General features: G+C 72.4%; 13 protein-coding genes and 1 pseudogene. 7 read left to right on the plus strand and 7 right to left on the minus strand.

Annotated elements, in window-relative coordinates; translation table 11 throughout:
- Positions 1-23: 23 nt before the first annotated feature.
- The 5 genes from Prum_RS15405 to Prum_RS15425 are packed head-to-tail and all read right to left on the minus strand — an operon-like array spanning position 24 to position 4,223.
- Positions 24-746, minus strand: coding sequence for an ABC transporter permease subunit (locus tag Prum_RS15405; protein WP_173077203.1), 723 nt, complete (start codon positions 744-746; stop codon positions 24-26).
- Entirely contained in the window at positions 743-1,708 is a 966-nt protein-coding gene (locus Prum_RS15410) for an ABC transporter ATP-binding protein (protein WP_173077204.1), read from the minus strand. Before Prum_RS15410 ends, Prum_RS15405 begins: the two co-directional genes overlap by 4 nt.
- A complete protein-coding gene (locus tag Prum_RS15415; RefSeq protein ID WP_173077205.1) occupies positions 1,705-2,577 on the minus strand; it encodes an ABC transporter permease in 873 nt (290 codons plus the stop codon). Before Prum_RS15415 ends, Prum_RS15410 begins: the two co-directional genes overlap by 4 nt.
- Positions 2,570-3,484, minus strand: a complete 915-nt coding sequence (locus Prum_RS15420) for an ABC transporter ATP-binding protein (protein WP_173077206.1) — start codon at positions 3,482-3,484, stop codon at positions 2,570-2,572. The genes Prum_RS15415 and Prum_RS15420 overlap by 8 nt, the downstream gene beginning before the upstream one ends.
- A gap of 43 nt (positions 3,485-3,527) precedes the next feature.
- A complete protein-coding gene (locus Prum_RS15425; RefSeq protein ID WP_173077207.1) occupies positions 3,528-4,223 on the minus strand; it encodes a B3/B4 domain-containing protein in 696 nt (231 codons plus the stop codon).
- A gap of 74 nt (positions 4,224-4,297) precedes the next feature.
- Between Prum_RS15425 and Prum_RS15430 the strand changes: the two genes are divergently transcribed.
- Positions 4,298-4,807: a DM13 domain-containing protein gene (locus Prum_RS15430; RefSeq protein ID WP_173077208.1), complete on the plus strand. Its 510-nt coding sequence runs from the start codon at positions 4,298-4,300 to the stop codon at positions 4,805-4,807.
- Here the strand turns inward: Prum_RS15430 and Prum_RS15435 are convergent, their stop codons facing one another.
- Positions 4,808-6,052 (minus strand): ATP-binding protein, encoded by a 1,245-nt coding sequence (locus tag Prum_RS15435; RefSeq protein WP_173083782.1) that lies wholly within the window; start codon positions 6,050-6,052, stop codon positions 4,808-4,810. It lies immediately after the preceding gene.
- A 314-nt stretch (positions 6,053-6,366) separates the two neighbouring features.
- Between Prum_RS15435 and cysC the strand changes: the two are divergent.
- A pseudogene (gene cysC / locus Prum_RS15440) lies at positions 6,367-7,895 on the plus strand (adenylyl-sulfate kinase).
- On the opposite strand, the gene Prum_RS48830 reads toward cysC, so the two are convergent.
- Positions 7,852-9,663 (minus strand): CBM96 family carbohydrate-binding protein, encoded by a 1,812-nt coding sequence (locus tag Prum_RS48830; protein ID WP_178132653.1) that lies wholly within the window; start codon positions 9,661-9,663, stop codon positions 7,852-7,854. The pseudogene cysC and the gene Prum_RS48830 sit on opposite strands and share 44 nt — an antisense overlap.
- 153 nt (positions 9,664-9,816) lie before the next feature.
- Between Prum_RS48830 and Prum_RS15450 the strand changes: the two genes are divergently transcribed.
- From Prum_RS15450 to Prum_RS15470, 5 genes are all read left to right on the plus strand, one after another.
- The gene (locus Prum_RS15450) at positions 9,817-11,406 is read left to right on the plus strand and encodes a Wzz/FepE/Etk N-terminal domain-containing protein (protein ID WP_173077209.1); all 1,590 of its coding nucleotides are present in this window, start codon (positions 9,817-9,819) and stop codon (positions 11,404-11,406) included.
- Between the two features lie 49 nt (positions 11,407-11,455).
- Entirely contained in the window at positions 11,456-12,796 is a 1,341-nt protein-coding gene (locus Prum_RS15455) for an O-antigen ligase family protein (protein WP_173077210.1), read from the plus strand.
- Positions 12,786-14,018, plus strand: a complete 1,233-nt coding sequence (locus tag Prum_RS15460; RefSeq protein WP_173077211.1) for a phosphotransferase — start codon at positions 12,786-12,788, stop codon at positions 14,016-14,018. The genes Prum_RS15455 and Prum_RS15460 overlap by 11 nt, the downstream gene beginning before the upstream one ends.
- Positions 14,015-14,806: a sulfotransferase domain-containing protein gene (locus Prum_RS15465; RefSeq protein WP_308785356.1), complete on the plus strand. Its 792-nt coding sequence runs from the start codon at positions 14,015-14,017 to the stop codon at positions 14,804-14,806. Before Prum_RS15460 ends, Prum_RS15465 begins: the two co-directional genes overlap by 4 nt.
- A 254-nt stretch (positions 14,807-15,060) precedes the next feature.
- Positions 15,061-16,365, plus strand: a complete 1,305-nt coding sequence (locus Prum_RS15470) for a lipopolysaccharide biosynthesis protein (protein WP_246277907.1) — start codon at positions 15,061-15,063, stop codon at positions 16,363-16,365.
- Positions 16,366-16,450 lie beyond the last annotated feature (85 nt).

The following is a 16,450-nucleotide window of genomic DNA, read 5'->3' on the forward strand; positions in this document are numbered from 1 at the left end:
AGGGGGAAAGAGGGCGGAAGGGGCTAGGAGGTTTCGCCGGCTACGGAGAAGGAGCGGAGGCGGTCTATCGCTAGCACGGTGAAGCCGGCCACCATCAAGGTCGTCATCACCAGGGCCACCGGCAGGCCGACCTTGGCGTGCAGCAGGCCGGTCGGTGCGATCCGGTCGGCGAGCGTGATGACGTACTGCTGGATGGACAGGGTGCGGGTGCCGGAGACGAAGTTGCCCAGCAGTCCCTCCCAGACCAGCACGTACACCAGGCCGAGCAGCACCGGTCGCCGGGTCACCAGGCTCAGCGCCAGGAAGAACGCCGAGTACGCCAGCGCGCCCACCGCGCACGCCGCCGCGAGCCCGAGCCCCAGCCGTACGCCGTCGGCGAGCACGCCGGCGACGTACATCGGGACGGCGACGGTCGCGGCTGTCACGCCGGTCGCCACCGCCAGCTTCGGCAGGATGATCTGCCAGCGGGGCAGCGGCTTGGTGAGGATGTGCACCACCGTGCCGTCGTCGATCTCCGAGCCGAGCACCCCGGTGCCCACGATGAGGGCGATCACCGGCAGTACGACGGCCAGGCCGAGCCCGACCAGCACCGGCTGCCCCCAGTGCTCGGGCGCGACCCCGAACCCGCGGCTCAGCGCCGCCAGCCCGATGACGAGCAGCGGCAGCGGCAGGAGCAGCAGGAATCGGCGCCGGCCGAAGAGGCCCCGGGTGGTGATCCACGCGATCGTCTGGGTTACCACGGTCATGCCTCCACCAGGTAGGAGAAGACGCTCTCCAGGGACTCGTCCGAGGGCAGCAACCGGCGTACCCGGATGCCCTCAGCGAGCGCGATCTTGGGTAGCGCGCGGGTGAAGCTGCCGTAGTCGCCTGCGCGTACGGTCAGGCCGGCCCGGTCGATCTCGACGCCGGTGACCGAGCCCTGCCCGATCAGCGCCACGGCGAGCCGCCGGTCGTCCGTGGACTGTACGGCGAACACGTGCGGCCGGTTGGACATCAGCCGGCGGATGGCCCGGTAGTCGCCGGAGGCGGCGAGCCGGCCGGCCACGATCACCTGGACGGTGCCGGAGACCTGCTCGACCTCTTCGAGGATGTGCGAGCTGAAGAGGATCGTCCGCCCGGCCGCGCCTAGCCGGTGCAGCAGCTCCATCATGTGCAGCCGCTGCCGCGGGTCCATCCCGTTGAACGGCTCGTCGAGCAGCAGCACCTCGGGGTCGTGCACCAGCGCGGCGGCCACCCGGGTGCGCTGCCGCATGCCCTTGGAGTAGGTGCCGATCCGGCGGTCCTGGGCGTCGGTCATCTCGACCAGTTCCAGGGCCCGCTGGGCGGCCGAAGCCGGGTCGGGCAGCTTGTGCAGCTTGGCGCTCACCAGCAGGAACTCCCGTGCGGTCAGGAAGTCGTGCACCGCCTCCCGCTCGCTGACCAGCCCCAACTTCTCGTACACGGAAGGGTTGCGCCATGTCGGCGCGCCGCCGACGGTGACCGTGCCCCGCGACGGCGCCAGGAAGCCGGCCATCATGTGCAGCACGGTGGTCTTGCCGGCGCCGTTCGGCCCGAGCAGGCCGGTCACGCCGGGCCCGAGCGTCATGGTCACGTCGTTGACGGCGACCACGTTGCCGTACCAGCGGGAGACCCCGTCCAGGGTCACGTCGCTCCCGGGCCCCGACGGAGACGTGGAGCGAAGCGGAGCGTCTTCGTTGGGTGGGTTCATGAGGAGGCCACCTTCCGGTAGCGGGCGAGCAGGAGGGCGATGCAGCCGGCGACGAGGCCGACGGCCACCGCCAGGTACAGGGGACCGAACGAACCGATGCTGTCGCCGTCGCCGTCAGCCCCGGACTCGAAGAGCCAGATCCCGACGCCGAACACCAGGCTGGACGGGCTGAAGAGCAGGGCCAGGTCGTTCACCGTCTGCGACGGCATGACCGACAGCACGCCGACGACCGGCGTGGTCATGAGAAAGACCGCGACGATCCCGCCGGCGGCGAACGCCCGCTTGCCGGTCAGCGACGCGACCAGCAGCCCGATGCCGGCGAAGACGGCCGCCCACAGGACCGCGTAGGCCAGCCCCGGCAGCAGGTCGCCGAGCTCGGTCCACACGTCGCCCACCTTGTCCGCGGAGAACGCGGCGATCGCGAACATCAGCAGTTGCGGCGCGCCCAGCAGCAGCCACACCGCGGTGGCGAGGGCGGCCAGCTTCGCGTACACGTAGTCGTTGCGGTGCAGCGGCCGGGAGAAGTAGAGCGGCAGCACGCCGGCCCGCAGGTCGCGGGAGACCAGCTCCGGCGCGACGACGGCCACGAAGAACACGACCAGCCAGGCCATCATGTCGGCGAACCCGGTGTAGGTGACCCCGACCTCGTCGCCGACCTGCGCGCGGATGGCCGCGAGCACCAGCCCGGTCAGGAAGACCACGCCCAGCACGAACCACGGGAAGATCTTCGCCTTGGCGCTGCGCCCCAGCCCGAACGCGGTGCGCAGCCCGTGCACGTACAGCGAGCCGAACACGTACCGCCGGCCGAGCCGCGGGCCCTCGTACCGCTGGTAGCCGATGTCGTGGATGACACTCGCCACGTCAGACATGGGTCACCTCCCGGGTCGCGAAAAGCTCCGCGACGCGGTGGCGCCGCTGGTCGAGGCGGTGCAGCGGCAGGTCCAGCTCGGCCACCGCGGTCAGGATGCGGTCGTACGTCGCATCGTCTTCCAGGGGTACGAGCAGCACCCGGCCGTCCCGGCGCACCGGCAGCCCGAGCAGGTCGAGCCGGACGGCCAGCTCCTCGGTCCCCTCGCTCACCTCGACGACCAGCACGTCGGTCACGGTGGTCATCGCGGAGATGTGGTCCGAGCGCAGCAGCCGGCCCGCGTCGATGGCGACCAGCGAGTCGCAGATCCGCTCGACCTCGCCGAGCAGGTGCGAGCAGACCACGACCGAGATGCCGAACTCGGTGCCGATCCGGTGGATCAGCGCCAGCATCGCGTCGCGGCCGGCCGGGTCCAGCCCGTTCGTCGGCTCGTCGAGCAGCAGCAGGTCGGGGTCGTGCACGAGCGCCTGGGCGAGCTTCACCCGCTGCTTCATGCCGGTGGAGTAGCCGCCGATCTGGCGGTACCGCTCCTCGTACAGCCCGACGTGGCGCAGCGCCTCGGAGGCCCGCTCGCGCGCCGCCGTACGCGGAAGCCCGCTCATCCGCCCCAGGTGGGTGACGAACTCGGCGGCGGACAGGTCCGGCGAGAGGCAGTCGTGCTCGGGCATGTAGCCGACCCGGGCGCGCACGGCGGCCGCGTCGGCGGTGGGGTCCAGGCCGAGCACGCGTGCCCGGCCACTGGTCGGAGCGAGCAGGCCCAGCAGGATCTTGATCAATGTGGACTTGCCCGCGCCGTTCGCCCCGACCAGCCCGACGATGCCGGGTTCGACGCTGACCGTGAGGTCAGCGAGGGCGGTAACCCGGCCGCCGTATGTCTTGGTGAGCGACTCGGTCGCTATGAGGGTCACGCCGCTCAGCGTAGAAACAAGCCGCTGCCTGGGGCATCCGGCGTTACCCTGGCCCGGCCCCTAGGGTCCTCGGGGTCAGGCGGACGCCGGGGCTGGTGGCCCGCAGCGCCTCGGCGAGCGCGTCGCCGGCCGCGGCCAAGGCCGCGTCGGTCATCGGTGCGAGGGCGTCGAGCACGAAGACGGCCCGCGTCGTGGTGCTTCCGATCCGGGTACGTAGGCACTGCCGCCAATTCCAGCGCCGGCAGGTGACCCCGTCGTCATCTCGCCAGACCATCTCGCCCGCGGCCGGGTGCTCGACCGCCGGCTGGCCGTCCACAATGGTGTCGAACGGCTCGCTTCCGTTGGCGCGTACCAGTCGTAGCGGCCCGTGGTAGCGGTCGACGTCCTCCCCGCCGATCGGGATGGCATGCTCGACGGAGATCGCGTTGTACGCGTCGGTGAGCCGGTCCACCCGCGGCAGCCCCTGCGGGACGCGGCGCAGCAGGGCGTCGACGCTCGGGCGGGTGCGCTGCGGCTTGGCGCCGAACGCCCGGAACGCGTCCCGCCACGCCTCGACGTGCGGGTGGTCCGGCACGGCCCGCTCCTCCGCGGAGCGCAGCAGCTTTTCGCTCGCGTCGTCACTCGGGCCGGGCACGAGGTCGTCGGCGAGGATGAGGAGCGCCCGGTAGTCCGGCCGGAGGGTATACACCTCGGGGTCGACGTACGCGCCGGCGAGCCAGCGGTCATCTTGCTGCGTCATACGGTCACTATACTGACCGTAGCCGTCACCGTTTCCTAAGGGTTTCCGCCGGCCGCAGGCGGTCTACTGGAACCGTGTTGAGACGCCCGCTGACCTGGATCGTCGCCGCGGCCGTGCTGGCCGCCGGCGGAGTGTTCGGCCTGTACTGGTTCCAGCCGTGGAAGCTCGTGACCGACAAGGAGGTGAACGAGACCCTGGTGGTCGCCGCGACCTCGCCGGCCCCGGACGGGCCGCGAGTGGTACGGCAGGGCGCCTTCATCACCCACGAGCACGACACCAGCGGCCTCGCCCGGGTGATCCGGAACGCCGACGGCTCGCACCGGCTGGAACTGGTCGACCTGGACACCTCCAACGGCCCGGACCTGCGCGTCTGGCTCTCCGACCAGCCGGTCAAGAAGGGCACCGCCGGCTGGCGCGTCTTCGACGACGGCGAGTGGCTCGAACTGGGCCGACTCAAGGGCAACAAGGGCGACCAGGCGTACGCCATCCCAGCCGGCACCGATCTGGAACGGCTCGGCAGCGTCGCGATCTGGTGCAAGCGCTTCTCCGTCTCCTTCGGCGCCGCCACCCTGTCACCCTCGTGATCACGGAGGGGGGAGCTCCCAGAGCGCGCTTACCGGAATGGCGCGGAAGCGCGGGCCGAACGGCAGCGTCTGCTGGCCGGTGTAGAGCACCAAGCCCGCGATCAGGTCGTCGCCGAGGCGCTCCGCCAGATGCCCGAGCCCGCGGAAGTCCTCCGCGCGCACGGTGGCGGCGGCCTTCACGTCGATGGCCACCACCTGACCGCGCCGGTTCTCCAGGACCAGATCGACCTCGACCTTGTCCTTCGTGCGGTAGTGATACAACTCGGCGCGCTCGCGTGACCAGGTGAGCTGGCGCGCTATCTCCATCGCGACGAAGCCTTCGAGCAGCGGTCCCAGTGGGCCGGTCGGTTGGCGAAGGCTGCCCGCGTCCTGACCGAGCAGGTTCGCGGCGATCCCGGAGTCGACCATCGCCACCTTCGCGGCGCCGGTCGCGCGGCTGCTCAGGTTTCGTGACCAGGCCGGGATTCGCTTGATGAGGAAGACCTCCTCCAGCAAACCGAGGTAACGCTGGACGGTCGGCTGCGAGAGGCCCAGCTCGTTCGCCAAGGTGCCGGGGACCAGGAGTTGTCCCGAGCGCGCGGCGACCAGGCGGGTCAGCGCCCGCATCTCCGGACCGCGCGCGATCTCCGAGAGCTGGATGACGTCACGATTGATGAGGTCGGCCACATAGGAGTCGAAGAAGCGTTCCCGCCTCGCGCCGGTGCGCGCGACCGCCTCTGGAAAGCCGCCCCGGACGATCCGATCGACGTAGCCGGACCGGCTCTCCTGCGACGCGTGGCGCAGGTCCGGCCCGAGCCGGAAGATCGCGTCGACGAAGCCGTCCGGCCGGTCGTCGATCTCCCCCTGGGAAAGCGGCCACAGCTCGATCGTTTCCATCCGTCCCGGTAGGGCGTCGGGCAGTGCCCGCAGGCCGAGAACGCGAGCGGAACCCGTCAGGAGGAACCGACCCGGCCGGGAGTCCGTGTCCACGCTCTCCTTGATGGCAAGCAGCAGCTCGGGGACTCGTTGAACCTCGTCGATCACCATGACGCCGTCAGCGGCGACGAACTCGGTCGGATCGAACGCCGCCGCTTGCCGGGTAGCGGCCCGGTCCAGGCTGCGCCACTGCGCACCACGCGCGGCGCCCACCTGGGCCACCAACGTGCTCTTTCCGCACTGCCGCGCGCCGTTGACGAGCACCACGCGCGTGTCACCGAGCGCCTCCTCGATGACGGTGCTCGCGTGGCGCGCAAGGAGCCGGCCAATGGGCGAGGACAACCCTGCCATGGCACCCATCCTGCCACGTGCATGTTCGTTTGGTCGCTACCCACGTGTTAATTTGGTCGCTACCCACGTGTTAATTTGGTCGCACCCCTCGTGTTAGTTTGGTCGGTGCTTGAGTGTTAGTTTGGTCGCATTCGCGGATTGATCCGGCCGCAGGCTCGTCGATGGGACACAGCCGGTGGCCACGAACCGGTATCTTCGCTGCGATCCGGTAGCCGACACCGCAGAGCCGTGGCACTCTCGACCGATAAGCGGGCGGCTGCGAAACTGTGAGCCAGTTCGCTGTTGGGGGTGGGATGAGCAACGGGTGGGTGCTGCCCGACGAGGTGCTGCGCGACGCGCCGGCGTACACGCCGCGCGCGTACGAGCTGGCTGACCTCGAGCTGCTCCTGTCCGGGGCGTACACGCCGCTGACGGGCTTTCTCGGCCGCGCCGACCTCACGGCCCTGACCCGCCGCGGACGCCTGGACGACGGCACGCCGTGGCCGGTGCCGGTGACCCTGGAGATCCCCGGTGAGCTGGTCGGCGGCCTGGAGCTGGACAACCCGCTGCACCGGGCGCTCGTGCTCACCGACGCCGAAGGCGCGCCCGTCGCCGCCGTCGACGTGACCGACACCTGGCCGACCCGCGAGGGGCGGTACGGCGTGGGCGGCGCCGTGCGCCGGCTGGGCGACGGCGGGCACGGCCCGTTCCAGCGGTTGCGGCGCACGCCCGACGAGGTCAGATCGCTGCTGCCGCCCGGCCGGGTGCTCGGCGTGGTCGCCGACCGGCCGCTGCACCGCCCGCAGCTCGCGCAGATCGCGCACGCCGCCCGCACGCTGGCCGCGCACCTGCTCATCCTCATCCCGGTCGCCGAATCGGGCCCCGACGGGCTGCCGCCGGAGGTACTGGTACGGGCCGTCTTCGCCGCCCGCGACCGGATGCCCCGGCCACCCTGGTCGCGGTGCCGCTGATCCGGCGTGGCGACGAGATCCGCGACGCGCTGCTGCGGGCCAAGGTCGCCGCGGCGTACGGCGTGACCCACCTACTCTCCACCGGCGAGATGCTCTCCGGCGGCGGGCCGCGCGTGCTGGTCCCCCGCGAGTTGGCGTACGACAACCGGGACGGCCAGTGGCGCTGGCGCGACGACATCCCGCCGCGCAACCGGCGGCTGGCGCTCAGCCCGCAAGAGATCGACGACCTGCTCGACCGGGGCTTCCCGCTACCCGAGTGGCACACCCCGCCCGCGGTCGCCAAGGAGCTGGCCCGGGCCCGCCCGCCGCGCCGCCACCGCGGGCTCGTCGTGTTCTTCACCGGGCTGTCCGGCTCGGGCAAGTCGACGATCGCCCGCGGCGTGGCCGACTCGCTGCGGGAGAGCGGCGACCGCACGGTCACCCTGCTCGACGGCGACGTGGTGCGCCGGGAACTGTCCAAGGGGCTCGGCTTCAGCAAGGAAGACCGGGACACCAACGTGCGCCGGATCGGCTGGGTGGCCGCCGAGGTGGCCCGCCACCGCGGGATGGTGCTCTGCTGCCCCATCGCGCCGTACGAGAAGGCCCGCACCACCGCCCGCGCGATGGCGCAGGCCGCCGGCGCCGGCTTCATCCTGGTGTACGTCTCGACGCCGCTCGCCGTGTGCGAGCAGCGCGACCGCAAGGGCCTGTACGCCAAGGCCCGCGCCGGTCAGCTCACCGGGATGACCGGGGTGGACGACCCGTACGAGGAGCCGACCAACGCCGACCTCGTGATCGACGCCAGCGAGCTGCCGATCGACGAGGCGGTGCATGCGGTCATGCACCACCTCACGGAGACGGGCTGGGTGGAGCCACGCCTCCAGCCGGCGTGATCCGCACCTGGAAGGTCCGGTCCAGCCCTAGCTCCCGGTACGCGGTCAGCCCGTCCGGCGTACGGTCCACCCGCGAGTCGCGGCCCTTCTGGTCGTGCGGCGTGTCGAAGTAGACCATCGCCTTGACCCGCGGGAAGAGCTGCATCTGCTTGCCCACCGAGCCGTAGAAGTACGCCATGTGGCCGGGGTTGGCGGGCGCGTGCCAGACGCCCCACTCGCCCACCATCAGCGGCTTGTCCGGGTGCCGCTCGGCGGCCCAGTTGTAGAACCCGGGCCACGTCGGCTTGTTGCTCGACTGGCGGTTCATCATCTCGGCGAAGTCGCCGTGGCCGTACCCGCCGGGCTCGCTGTAGGCGTACGCGTCCCAGCCCACCCAGTCGATGACGTCGTCGCCCGGGTACAGGCGCTCGAACCACGGCTGGGTGTTGAGCGGCACGTACGCCATGTAGACCATGACCGACACGATCGTGGTGACGCCCCGCTCCCGCAGCCCGGTCACCGCGTGCCGGACCATCGCCGCGTAGTCCTCCGCTGTGTAGCCGGAACCGGGGCGCGGGTCGACGTCGTTCTCCGGCTCATGGTGTACGGCGAAGAAGAACGGCGCGGTGACCGTGCTCTTCATGTGGGCGGCCAGCCGGTCCAGGTACGCCTCGGTCGCCGGGTCGCCCCGGGCGATCTCGGCCCAGGTGGCGCCGCGCGGCTTCCAGTTGAGGAAGAGGACCCGCTCGCGGGCGATCTCCAGCTCCTTCGCGGTCGGGAAGATCTCGGTGCCGCGGTGGTACGCGTGGTAGACCGACTGCGTCCGGCCGGTCTTCTCCTCGAAGTCCACCAGCGCCTGGTCCCGCGGGGTGTCGGTGTGCGCGCCGGGCGCCACGCCCCACAGCACCCCGCAGGTGGGGACGAGCCGCTCGCCGGTGACGCACTCGGGATCCGGGTCGTCAGACGGGCTGGGCGTGGGCGTCGGCGACTCAGATGGCGACTCGGATGGCGACTCAGAGGGAGATTCAGACGGAGAAGGCGAAGGCGGGTCGGACGGAGAAGGCGAAGGCGACTCCGACGGGGACAAGGATGGCGATGGCGATGGCGAGTCAGCGGGAGACGGCGATTCCGACGGAGACACAGACACAGACGGTGACGGTGACTCCGACTCAGCAGGGCTCTCGGACGGAAGCAGCCGTCCCATCCACGACAGCCAGAGCGTCGGCTTGAAGAGCCCGTCGATCGGCGGCACCCCGTCCTTCGCCCAGAACGTGGCGTATCCGTCGCCGGCCGGCGTGGTCACCGCGAACGAGTAGGTGCCCTCGTGCCGGATCACCCGGCTGACGTCGAACAGCACGCTCTCGTCGTACTCCCGCGGATGCGCGCTCGCGACGACGGTGCCGAGGCGCGGCGCGGACCGCGCGTTGAGACTGGCTTCCCGCCAGCCGGTCGCGGGCACGTGGGTGAGCTCGATGCGCGCGGGCAGCGCGCCGCCGAGGCGGCTGAGCCGCACCTCGGCCCGCGCCGGCGGTTTGCCGCCGCGCAGCCCGCTCACCGTGAACTTCAGGTACGTGATCGCAGCGCCGCCGCCCATGCCACCGGCGACCAGCTCGGTGCGGTCGCCGCCGGTGCGGTGCGGGTCGGCGGTGTTCGCGTACGTGTCCTCGGCGGCCGCGATCCGTTGATCCGGTGCGGTGCCGAGTGAGCCGCCGAGATAACCGATCAGCACGGCGAAGGCCGTAACGCCGACCGCGATTCCGGTCGCGCCGAAGACACGCGCTCTGGACATGGGAGACCTCCCCCGAGCCGCTGTGGCCTTTGGTGCCGGAGTTACACTATATGGCTTACGCCGGATTTACACCCTTTATCACGGGAGTTACCCCAGGCCGGACCGGCCCGTTAGCAAGACCGAGACCCCCCGCTGAAAGGTCCGCCCCAACCCATGGACGCCTCGACCGACATATCCGACTACTTCGGCATGCTGCGCCGGCACTGGTGGGTCGTCCTCCTCTGCACCGTCGCGGGCGCCGGCGCCGCGCTCCTCGTCACCGCCGTCCAGCCCAAGCTCTACGAGTCGTCGACCTCGGTCCTCGTGCAGCCGGCCGGGCAGGACACGAACGTGGTCGGCGGGCGGACCAAGGGCGACATCAACCTGGACACCGAGGCGCAGCTCGTGCGCTCCACCGCGGTCGCGGCCGGCGCCGCCGAACTGCTGCGCACCGGCGTCGCCCCGGACGAGCTGGCCCGCAACGTCACCGCGGAGGTGCCGGCCAACACCGCGGTGCTGGTCGTGACGTACGGCGCGAGTGACCCGGCCGTCGCGCAGGCGGGCTCGCACGCGTTCGCCGAGGCGTACCTGCGCAACCGGGAGGAGAGCGCGAAGGCCGACCTGAACGCCCAGATCGCCGCGCTCAACACCAAGGTCAAGCAGCTCGGCGACACGCTGTCCCGGGTCAACGGCCGGCTGGCCGGACTCGCCGACGGCAGCCCGCAGCGCCCCAACCTGGAGAGCCAGCGCTCCACCGCGCAGAACCAGCTCAACAACCTCAGCGGCAAGCTGAACGACCTCACCACGGCCACGGTCACCGGCGGAAAGATCATCAGCGACGCCCGGCTGCCCGAGGCGCCGACGAAGCCGGACCGGGTGCTCAACCTCGCGACCGGGGCGATGCTGGGCGTGCTCCTCGGGCTGGCCGCGGGCCTGCTCCGGGAGCGGCTGGACCGGCGCGTACGGACCGCCGCGGACGTCGCCCGGCGCGGCCGCGTACCGGTGCTCGCCGAGCTGACCGACCGCGAGCAGCCGCGCTTCGACGACGTGCTGCACCCGTACGAGGACGGCGGCCGGACGTTCAACCGGCTGCGCAACGAGGTGGTGGCCAGCCTCGGGCCGGACGACAAGATCGTCGTGGTGGCCGGGGCCAGCCGCGGCGTCGCGTCCACGCTCGTCGCCGCGAACCTGGCCGCCGCGCTCGCGCGTACCGGCAGCGACGTGATCCTCGTCGGCGCGCACGTGCCGGCGCCGCTCGCCCCGATCTTCGGCGTCGCGGCCACGCCGGGCCTGTCCGACGTGCTCGCCGGCCGGGTCGGGCTCGCGGCCGCCGTCCAGCCAGCGCCGCGGATCCCGTCGCTGCGCGTCGTGACGGCCGGCGGGACCGCCAGCGCCGCCGGGCTCATGCAGTCGCAAGGCTTGCGCGACGCGCTGGACCTGCTTTGTGCCCGACCCGGGTACGTCGTGATCGAGGCGCCGTCCACCTCCAGCAGTGCCGACGCGCAGAGCCTGGCGAGCCTCGCCGACGCGGCGATCATCGCGGTCGAGCTGCGCCGCACCCGCCGTCCCGAGGTGACCGACGCCGCCGAGCAGCTGCGCCGGGTCGGCACGCCGCTGCTGGGCGCGGTCGTCGTACCCCGGCTGCTGCCCCGGCGGCCGAGCCGGAGCCGGCGGCGCTGGCCGACACCGCGCTCATCCCGGCGCTGCCGGCCGGCCCTGAGCCGGCCGACCTCAGCTCCGCCGGCCTGGCCGAGGTGGACCTGAACTCCTCCACCGCCGTGATCCGCGTGCCCAAGACCGCGCGCCCGCGACGATGACGATCGCGCCCGCCCCACCGCGCCCGCCTGCTGTGCGGGGGCTGCCGGCCTGGCCGCTCGCCGGCGTGCTGCTCCTCTATCCACTGTGGTGGATGCTCGGGCTGGGCGTGCTCATCTTCCCGATCGCCGCGGTGCCGATGGCCGCCGCCCTGCTGCGCGCCCACTTGAGCGGCCGGCCGGTACGCCTACCGCCCGGCTTCGCGCTGTGGGCGCTGTTTCTGGTCGTGCTCCTCATCGGCGTCGCGGCGCTGGACGCCGAACCGGTCGGCGCGGTCGACGGGCACGCCAGCGGCCGGCTGCTGGGGGTGGGCTACCGCCTCGTCCAGTACGTCGCGCTGACCGTGCTGCTGGTCTACGCCGGCAACCTCACCGAGGCCGAGCTGTCCCGCCGCCGGCTGGTACGGCTGCTCGCCTGGCTCTTCGTGGTGACCGTGGCCGGCGGGCTGCTCGGCGTGGTCACCGGCCACTTCGAGTTCACGTCCCCGGTGGAGCTGCTGCTGCCGCCGCGCGTCCGTAACAAGGGCTTCGTGCAGTCGCTGGTGCACCCGTACGCGGCGCAGATCATGGACGTGGTCCGGGACGCCCACCCACGCCCGGCCGCCCCGTGGGGCTACACCAACACCTGGGGCAACAACTTCTGCCTGCTGGTGGTGTGGTTCGTCGCGTGGGCCTGGGGGTTCGCGAAGAGCCACCGGGCCAAGGCTTTCGCGCTGGTGTGCCTCGCGGTGTCCATCGTCCCCGTCGTGTACTCCCTCAACCGCGGCCTGTGGATCGGCCTCGGCGTCGCGGCCGCCTACGTGGCCGTACGGCTGGCCCTCGCCGGCCGGGCCTGGGCGATCGGCGGGCTGGGCCTGGCGGCCGCCGGCCTCGCCGCCGCGGTCGTGCTGACCCCGCTCGGCACCGTCGTCAGCGCCCGCCTCGACGACGGCCACTCCAACGGGGTGCGCTCGTTTCTGATGGAGCGCGCGGTCAGCGGGATGGCCGAGTCGCCGGTCATCGGGTTCGGCTCGACCCGGACGACGATGGGCGGGCGCAACTCCATCACCGTCGGCGAGAGCGCCGCGTGCGAGCGCTGCGGCAACTTCACCGTCGGCGGGAACGGCCAGTTCTGGCAGCTCATCTTCGCGCACGGCCTGGTCGGCGCCGGCGCGTACCTCGGTTTCTTCGGCTACGGGCTGTGGCGTTTCCGGCGCGACCGCGGCCCGATCGGCATCGCCGGCGGCTGCGCGATCTTCGGCGGCTTCGCGGCGATGCTCTGGTACAACGCGCTGGTCACGCCCCTCGCATTCATGTTCCTCGCGTACGCGCTGCTCTGGAGGAGTTCCCTTGCCCGTTAGAACCGCGCCCGCGCGGCTGACCGCGGGCGACGCGGCGCTGCGCGCCCAGTACCTGCAGGACGTGCTGCGGCTGCTCTATCCGGAGCCGTGCACGACCGCCGCCAACGGCCGCGCGCCGCTCGTCACCGAGTACGTCGTGGTGCCCGACGCGCGCCGGCCACGCCTGCTCGTGCCGACCCGGTCGCGCCGGATCGCCGCAGCCGCCGTCCGCCGGTACGCCGAGCCGCAGTCCCGGATCGCGCGCCTCAAGCGGGACGCGGTGGTCGCCGCGCTCCGCACGCCGGGCGCCTCGGCGGTGCTCCTGCGCCACCGGGTACGCGTCCGCGGGCCGATCCGCGAGACGATCGACGGCTATCTGCGTACGGCGCTGGACACCGACCTCTCCATCAGCGTCCACATCGGACCGGCTCGGGCCAACCGCAAGCCGGTCCTACAGCTGATCGCCCCGGACGGGCAGACGCTGGGCTTCGCCAAGATGGGCACCGGCCCGCTGACCCGCCGCCTGGTCCGGGCCGAGACCACCGCGCTCAGCGCCCTGTCCCACGTGGGCCTGCGCGGCCTGACCGTGCCCCGGGTGCTGCACTCCGGCGAGTGGCGCGGGCACCAGGTGCTCGTGCAGTCGCCGCTGCCGGTGTGGCGGCCCCGGGCGCCGCTGGCCCCGGACCGCCTCGGCGCCGCCATGCGCGAGGTGGCCCGCAGTTGCGGCATCTCCCGCAGCTGGTTCGCCACCAGCCCGTACTGGGCGGAGCTGCGCGAGCGCCTCGCCGCCGTGTCCGACCGCCCGGAGGGCGCCGCGCTCGGCTCGGCCGCCCGGGCGCTGGTGGACCGCACCAGCGACGTGGACCTGCGGTACGGCGCCTGGCACGGCGACTGGGCCCCGTGGAACATGGCCTCGCTCGCCGACACCCTGCTGGTGTGGGACTGGGAGCGGTTCACCACCGGGGTGCCGCTGGGCTTCGACGCGGTGCACTACGAGCTACAGCGCCGCATCCAGTCCACATCGGACGCCGAGGCGGCCGTGGAGGCGACGCTCGGCGTGGCACCGGCGCTGCTGGAGCCGTTCGAGGTGACCGGGGACGCGGCCCGCCTGACCGCGCTGCTGTACCTGGTCGACCTCGCCGCCCGCTACCTCGCCGACCGGCAGGCCGAGGCCGGCGCCCGGCTGGGCGTGCTCGGCACCTGGCTCCTGCCGGTCCTCGTCCGCCGCGTGGAGGCGCTATGAGAGAGCGGGTTCCCGCCCCGGTCAAGCGGATCGTCCACTTCGGATCCCGCTCGTACGGCCGGATCACCGCGCCCGCCCGCATGCTGCCGTCGTTTCTGATCTGCGGCGGCCAGCGGTGCGGCACGACCTCGCTCTACCGGGCGCTCTCCGCGCACCCGGTGGTGCTCAAGGCCGTACTGCACAAGGGCGTGCACTACTTCGACACGTCGTACCACCGGGGAATGGCGTGGTATCGCGGCCACTTCCCGCTGCAGCGCACCGCCATGAAGGTCGAGCAGCGGTACGGCGTACCGGCGCAGACGTTCGAGTCCAGCCCGTACTATATGTACCACCCGCACGCGGTGGCCCGGATCGCCCGCGACCTGCCCACCGTACGGCTGGTGGTGCTGGTCCGCGACCCGGTCGAGCGGGCGTACTCCCACCACGCCCACGAGCTGGCGCGCGGCTTCGAGTCGGAGCCGTCGTTCGCCAAGGTCCTCGCGCTGGAGCCGGACCGGCTCCGCGGGCAGGAGGAGCGACTCCTCGCCGATCCGACGTACTACAGCTTCGCCCACCAGCACCACGCCTACCGGGCGCGCGGCGAGTACGCCCGGTACCTCGCCGAGATGGCCCAGCGGGTCGGCCGGGAGCGGATCCTGGTGGTGGAGAGCGAGCGCTTCTTCACCGACCCGTCCAGCGTCTACGCCGAGGTCCTCGACTTCCTCGACCTCCCCCGTTCGACCCCCGGTCTTCGCCCGCCACAACGCCCGGCCCCGCCCCGGCGCGATGGACGAGGCCGTGCGCCGTGACCTGCGCGCGCACTACGCCGACTGGGACGCCGCCCTAGCGACCTGGCTGGGTGGTCACCCTGGGTGGGGCCGGTCATGAGCGTTGATCAGGGAATAGCTCCCTCGACGCACCGCGAAACGCACGACGTACTCCCTGATCATCGGAAGACTTCGGTGCTGGGGGTTCTTGGGGCGGGTATCGCTGGGGCGGCGGGCGTGGGGGTCGCCTGGGTGGTCGCGCGTGGGTTGCCGCCGGCCGGGGCGGGGCGGTGTTTGTGGCTACCGGAGCTTTTGTGCTGGCCGGCGGGGTCGTCAAGCTGGGCACGCAGACGGGACTGGTGTACTGGCTGGCACGGTTGCGGGCGCAGAAGCGGACCCACCTGCTGGGCGCCTGCCTGCGGATCGGGCTGACCCCGGTCGCCGTCGCGGCCACCGCGCTCGCCGTCGTGCTGTGGTTCGCCGCGCCGGCACCGCTGGACACGCTCGGGCTCTTCCTGCCGCTGGCCGCCTTCTCCGACGCCGCGCTCGCCGCCACCCGCGGCTACCGGCTGATCGGACCGACCGTGCGCCTCGACCGGATCCTCCGGCCGGCGATGCAGCTCACCGCGGTCGCGGCACTGGCCATCGGCGGGGTGCGGTCCCCGATGGCGTACGCGGTGGCCTGGGCGGCGCCGTACCTCCCGGTCGCCCTGCTCGCCGCGTACGCGCTGCGCCAGGCGTACGAGTCGGGGCCGGTCCCGCTGGCGGCCCGCCGGCCCGGGCAGAAGACGTACCTGGCGCTGCGGGCGGGGTTCTGGCGGTTCACCGGGCCGCGCGCCGTCGCCAGCGTCGCCCAGCTCGCCCTCCAGCGGGTCGACGTGCTGCTCGTGGCCGGCCTCGGCGGGCTCGCGGCGGCCGCCACGTACGCGGTGGCGAGCCGGTTCGTGGTGCTCGGGCAGTTCGCCAACCAGGGCATCACGCAGAGCGTCCAGCCCCGGCTGGCCGAGGCGCTGGCCACCGGGGACCGGCGTACCGCCAACGCCCTCTACCAGACCGCGACCGGCTGGCTGGTGCTGCTCACCTGGCCGCTCCACCTGACGGTCAACACGTACGCGCCGCTGTACCTCGGGCTCTTCGGCGACCACTACCGCCACGCCGGCCCGATCGTCGTCGTGCTGGCCAGCGCGATGCTGGTGGCCACCGGGTGCGGCATGGTCGACGTGGTGCTGTCGATGGCCGGCCGCACCCGCTGGAACCTCGCCAACGTCCTCGCCGCGCTCGCGGCCATGGTGCTCGTGGACCTGGCGCTCATCCCCCGCTACGGCGCGCTCGGGGCGGCCATCGGCCTGGCCGTCGCCGTGCTGCTCAACAACATCGTGCCGCTCATCCAGGTGGGCCGGGCCGTCGGACTGCACCCCTTCGGACCGGGCACCGTGGCCGCCGCCGCGCTGGCGTTCACGTGCTTCGGCGTACTCCCGCAGCTTCTTGTGCCGGCGGCCGGCCCGGTGGCCGCGGCCGTGCTCTGCGCGGCGGCCTACGCCTTCGGCGCCTACCGCCTCCGGCGGACGCTGGCGCTGGTCGGCCTCCGGACGCCGCGTTGATCAGGGACTTTGTTCGGCGTGTCGTCGGCGCGCCGCGCAACAAACTCCCTGATCGACTCTGCGTGGCCGTCGCGGTCATCGCGCT

This window comes from Phytohabitans rumicis, from assembly GCF_011764445.1.
GTDB classification, from domain to species: domain Bacteria; phylum Actinomycetota; class Actinomycetes; order Mycobacteriales; family Micromonosporaceae; genus Phytohabitans; species Phytohabitans rumicis.

What these genes read in the sequence shown, in the direction of transcription:
- Prum_RS15405 (WP_173077203.1), bottom strand. Translation starts at nt 746, where the DNA reads ATGACCGTGGTAACCCAGACGATCGCGTGGATCACCACCCGGGGCCTC.
- Prum_RS15410 (WP_173077204.1), bottom strand. Translation starts at nt 1,708, where the DNA reads ATGAACCCACCCAACGAAGACGCTCCGCTTCGCTCCACGTCTCCGTCG.
- Prum_RS15455 (WP_173077210.1), top strand. Translation starts at nt 11,456, where the DNA reads ATGACGATCGCGCCCGCCCCACCGCGCCCGCCTGCTGTGCGGGGGCTG.
- Prum_RS15465 (WP_308785356.1), top strand. Translation starts at nt 14,015, where the DNA reads ATGAGAGAGCGGGTTCCCGCCCCGGTCAAGCGGATCGTCCACTTCGGA.
- Prum_RS15425 (WP_173077207.1), bottom strand. Translation starts at nt 4,223, where the DNA reads ATGACGCAGCAAGATGACCGCTGGCTCGCCGGCGCGTACGTCGACCCC.
- Prum_RS15415 (WP_173077205.1), bottom strand. Translation starts at nt 2,577, where the DNA reads ATGTCTGACGTGGCGAGTGTCATCCACGACATCGGCTACCAGCGGTAC.
- Prum_RS48830 (WP_178132653.1), bottom strand. Translation starts at nt 9,663, where the DNA reads ATGTCCAGAGCGCGTGTCTTCGGCGCGACCGGAATCGCGGTCGGCGTT.
- Prum_RS15450 (WP_173077209.1), top strand. Translation starts at nt 9,817, where the DNA reads ATGGACGCCTCGACCGACATATCCGACTACTTCGGCATGCTGCGCCGG.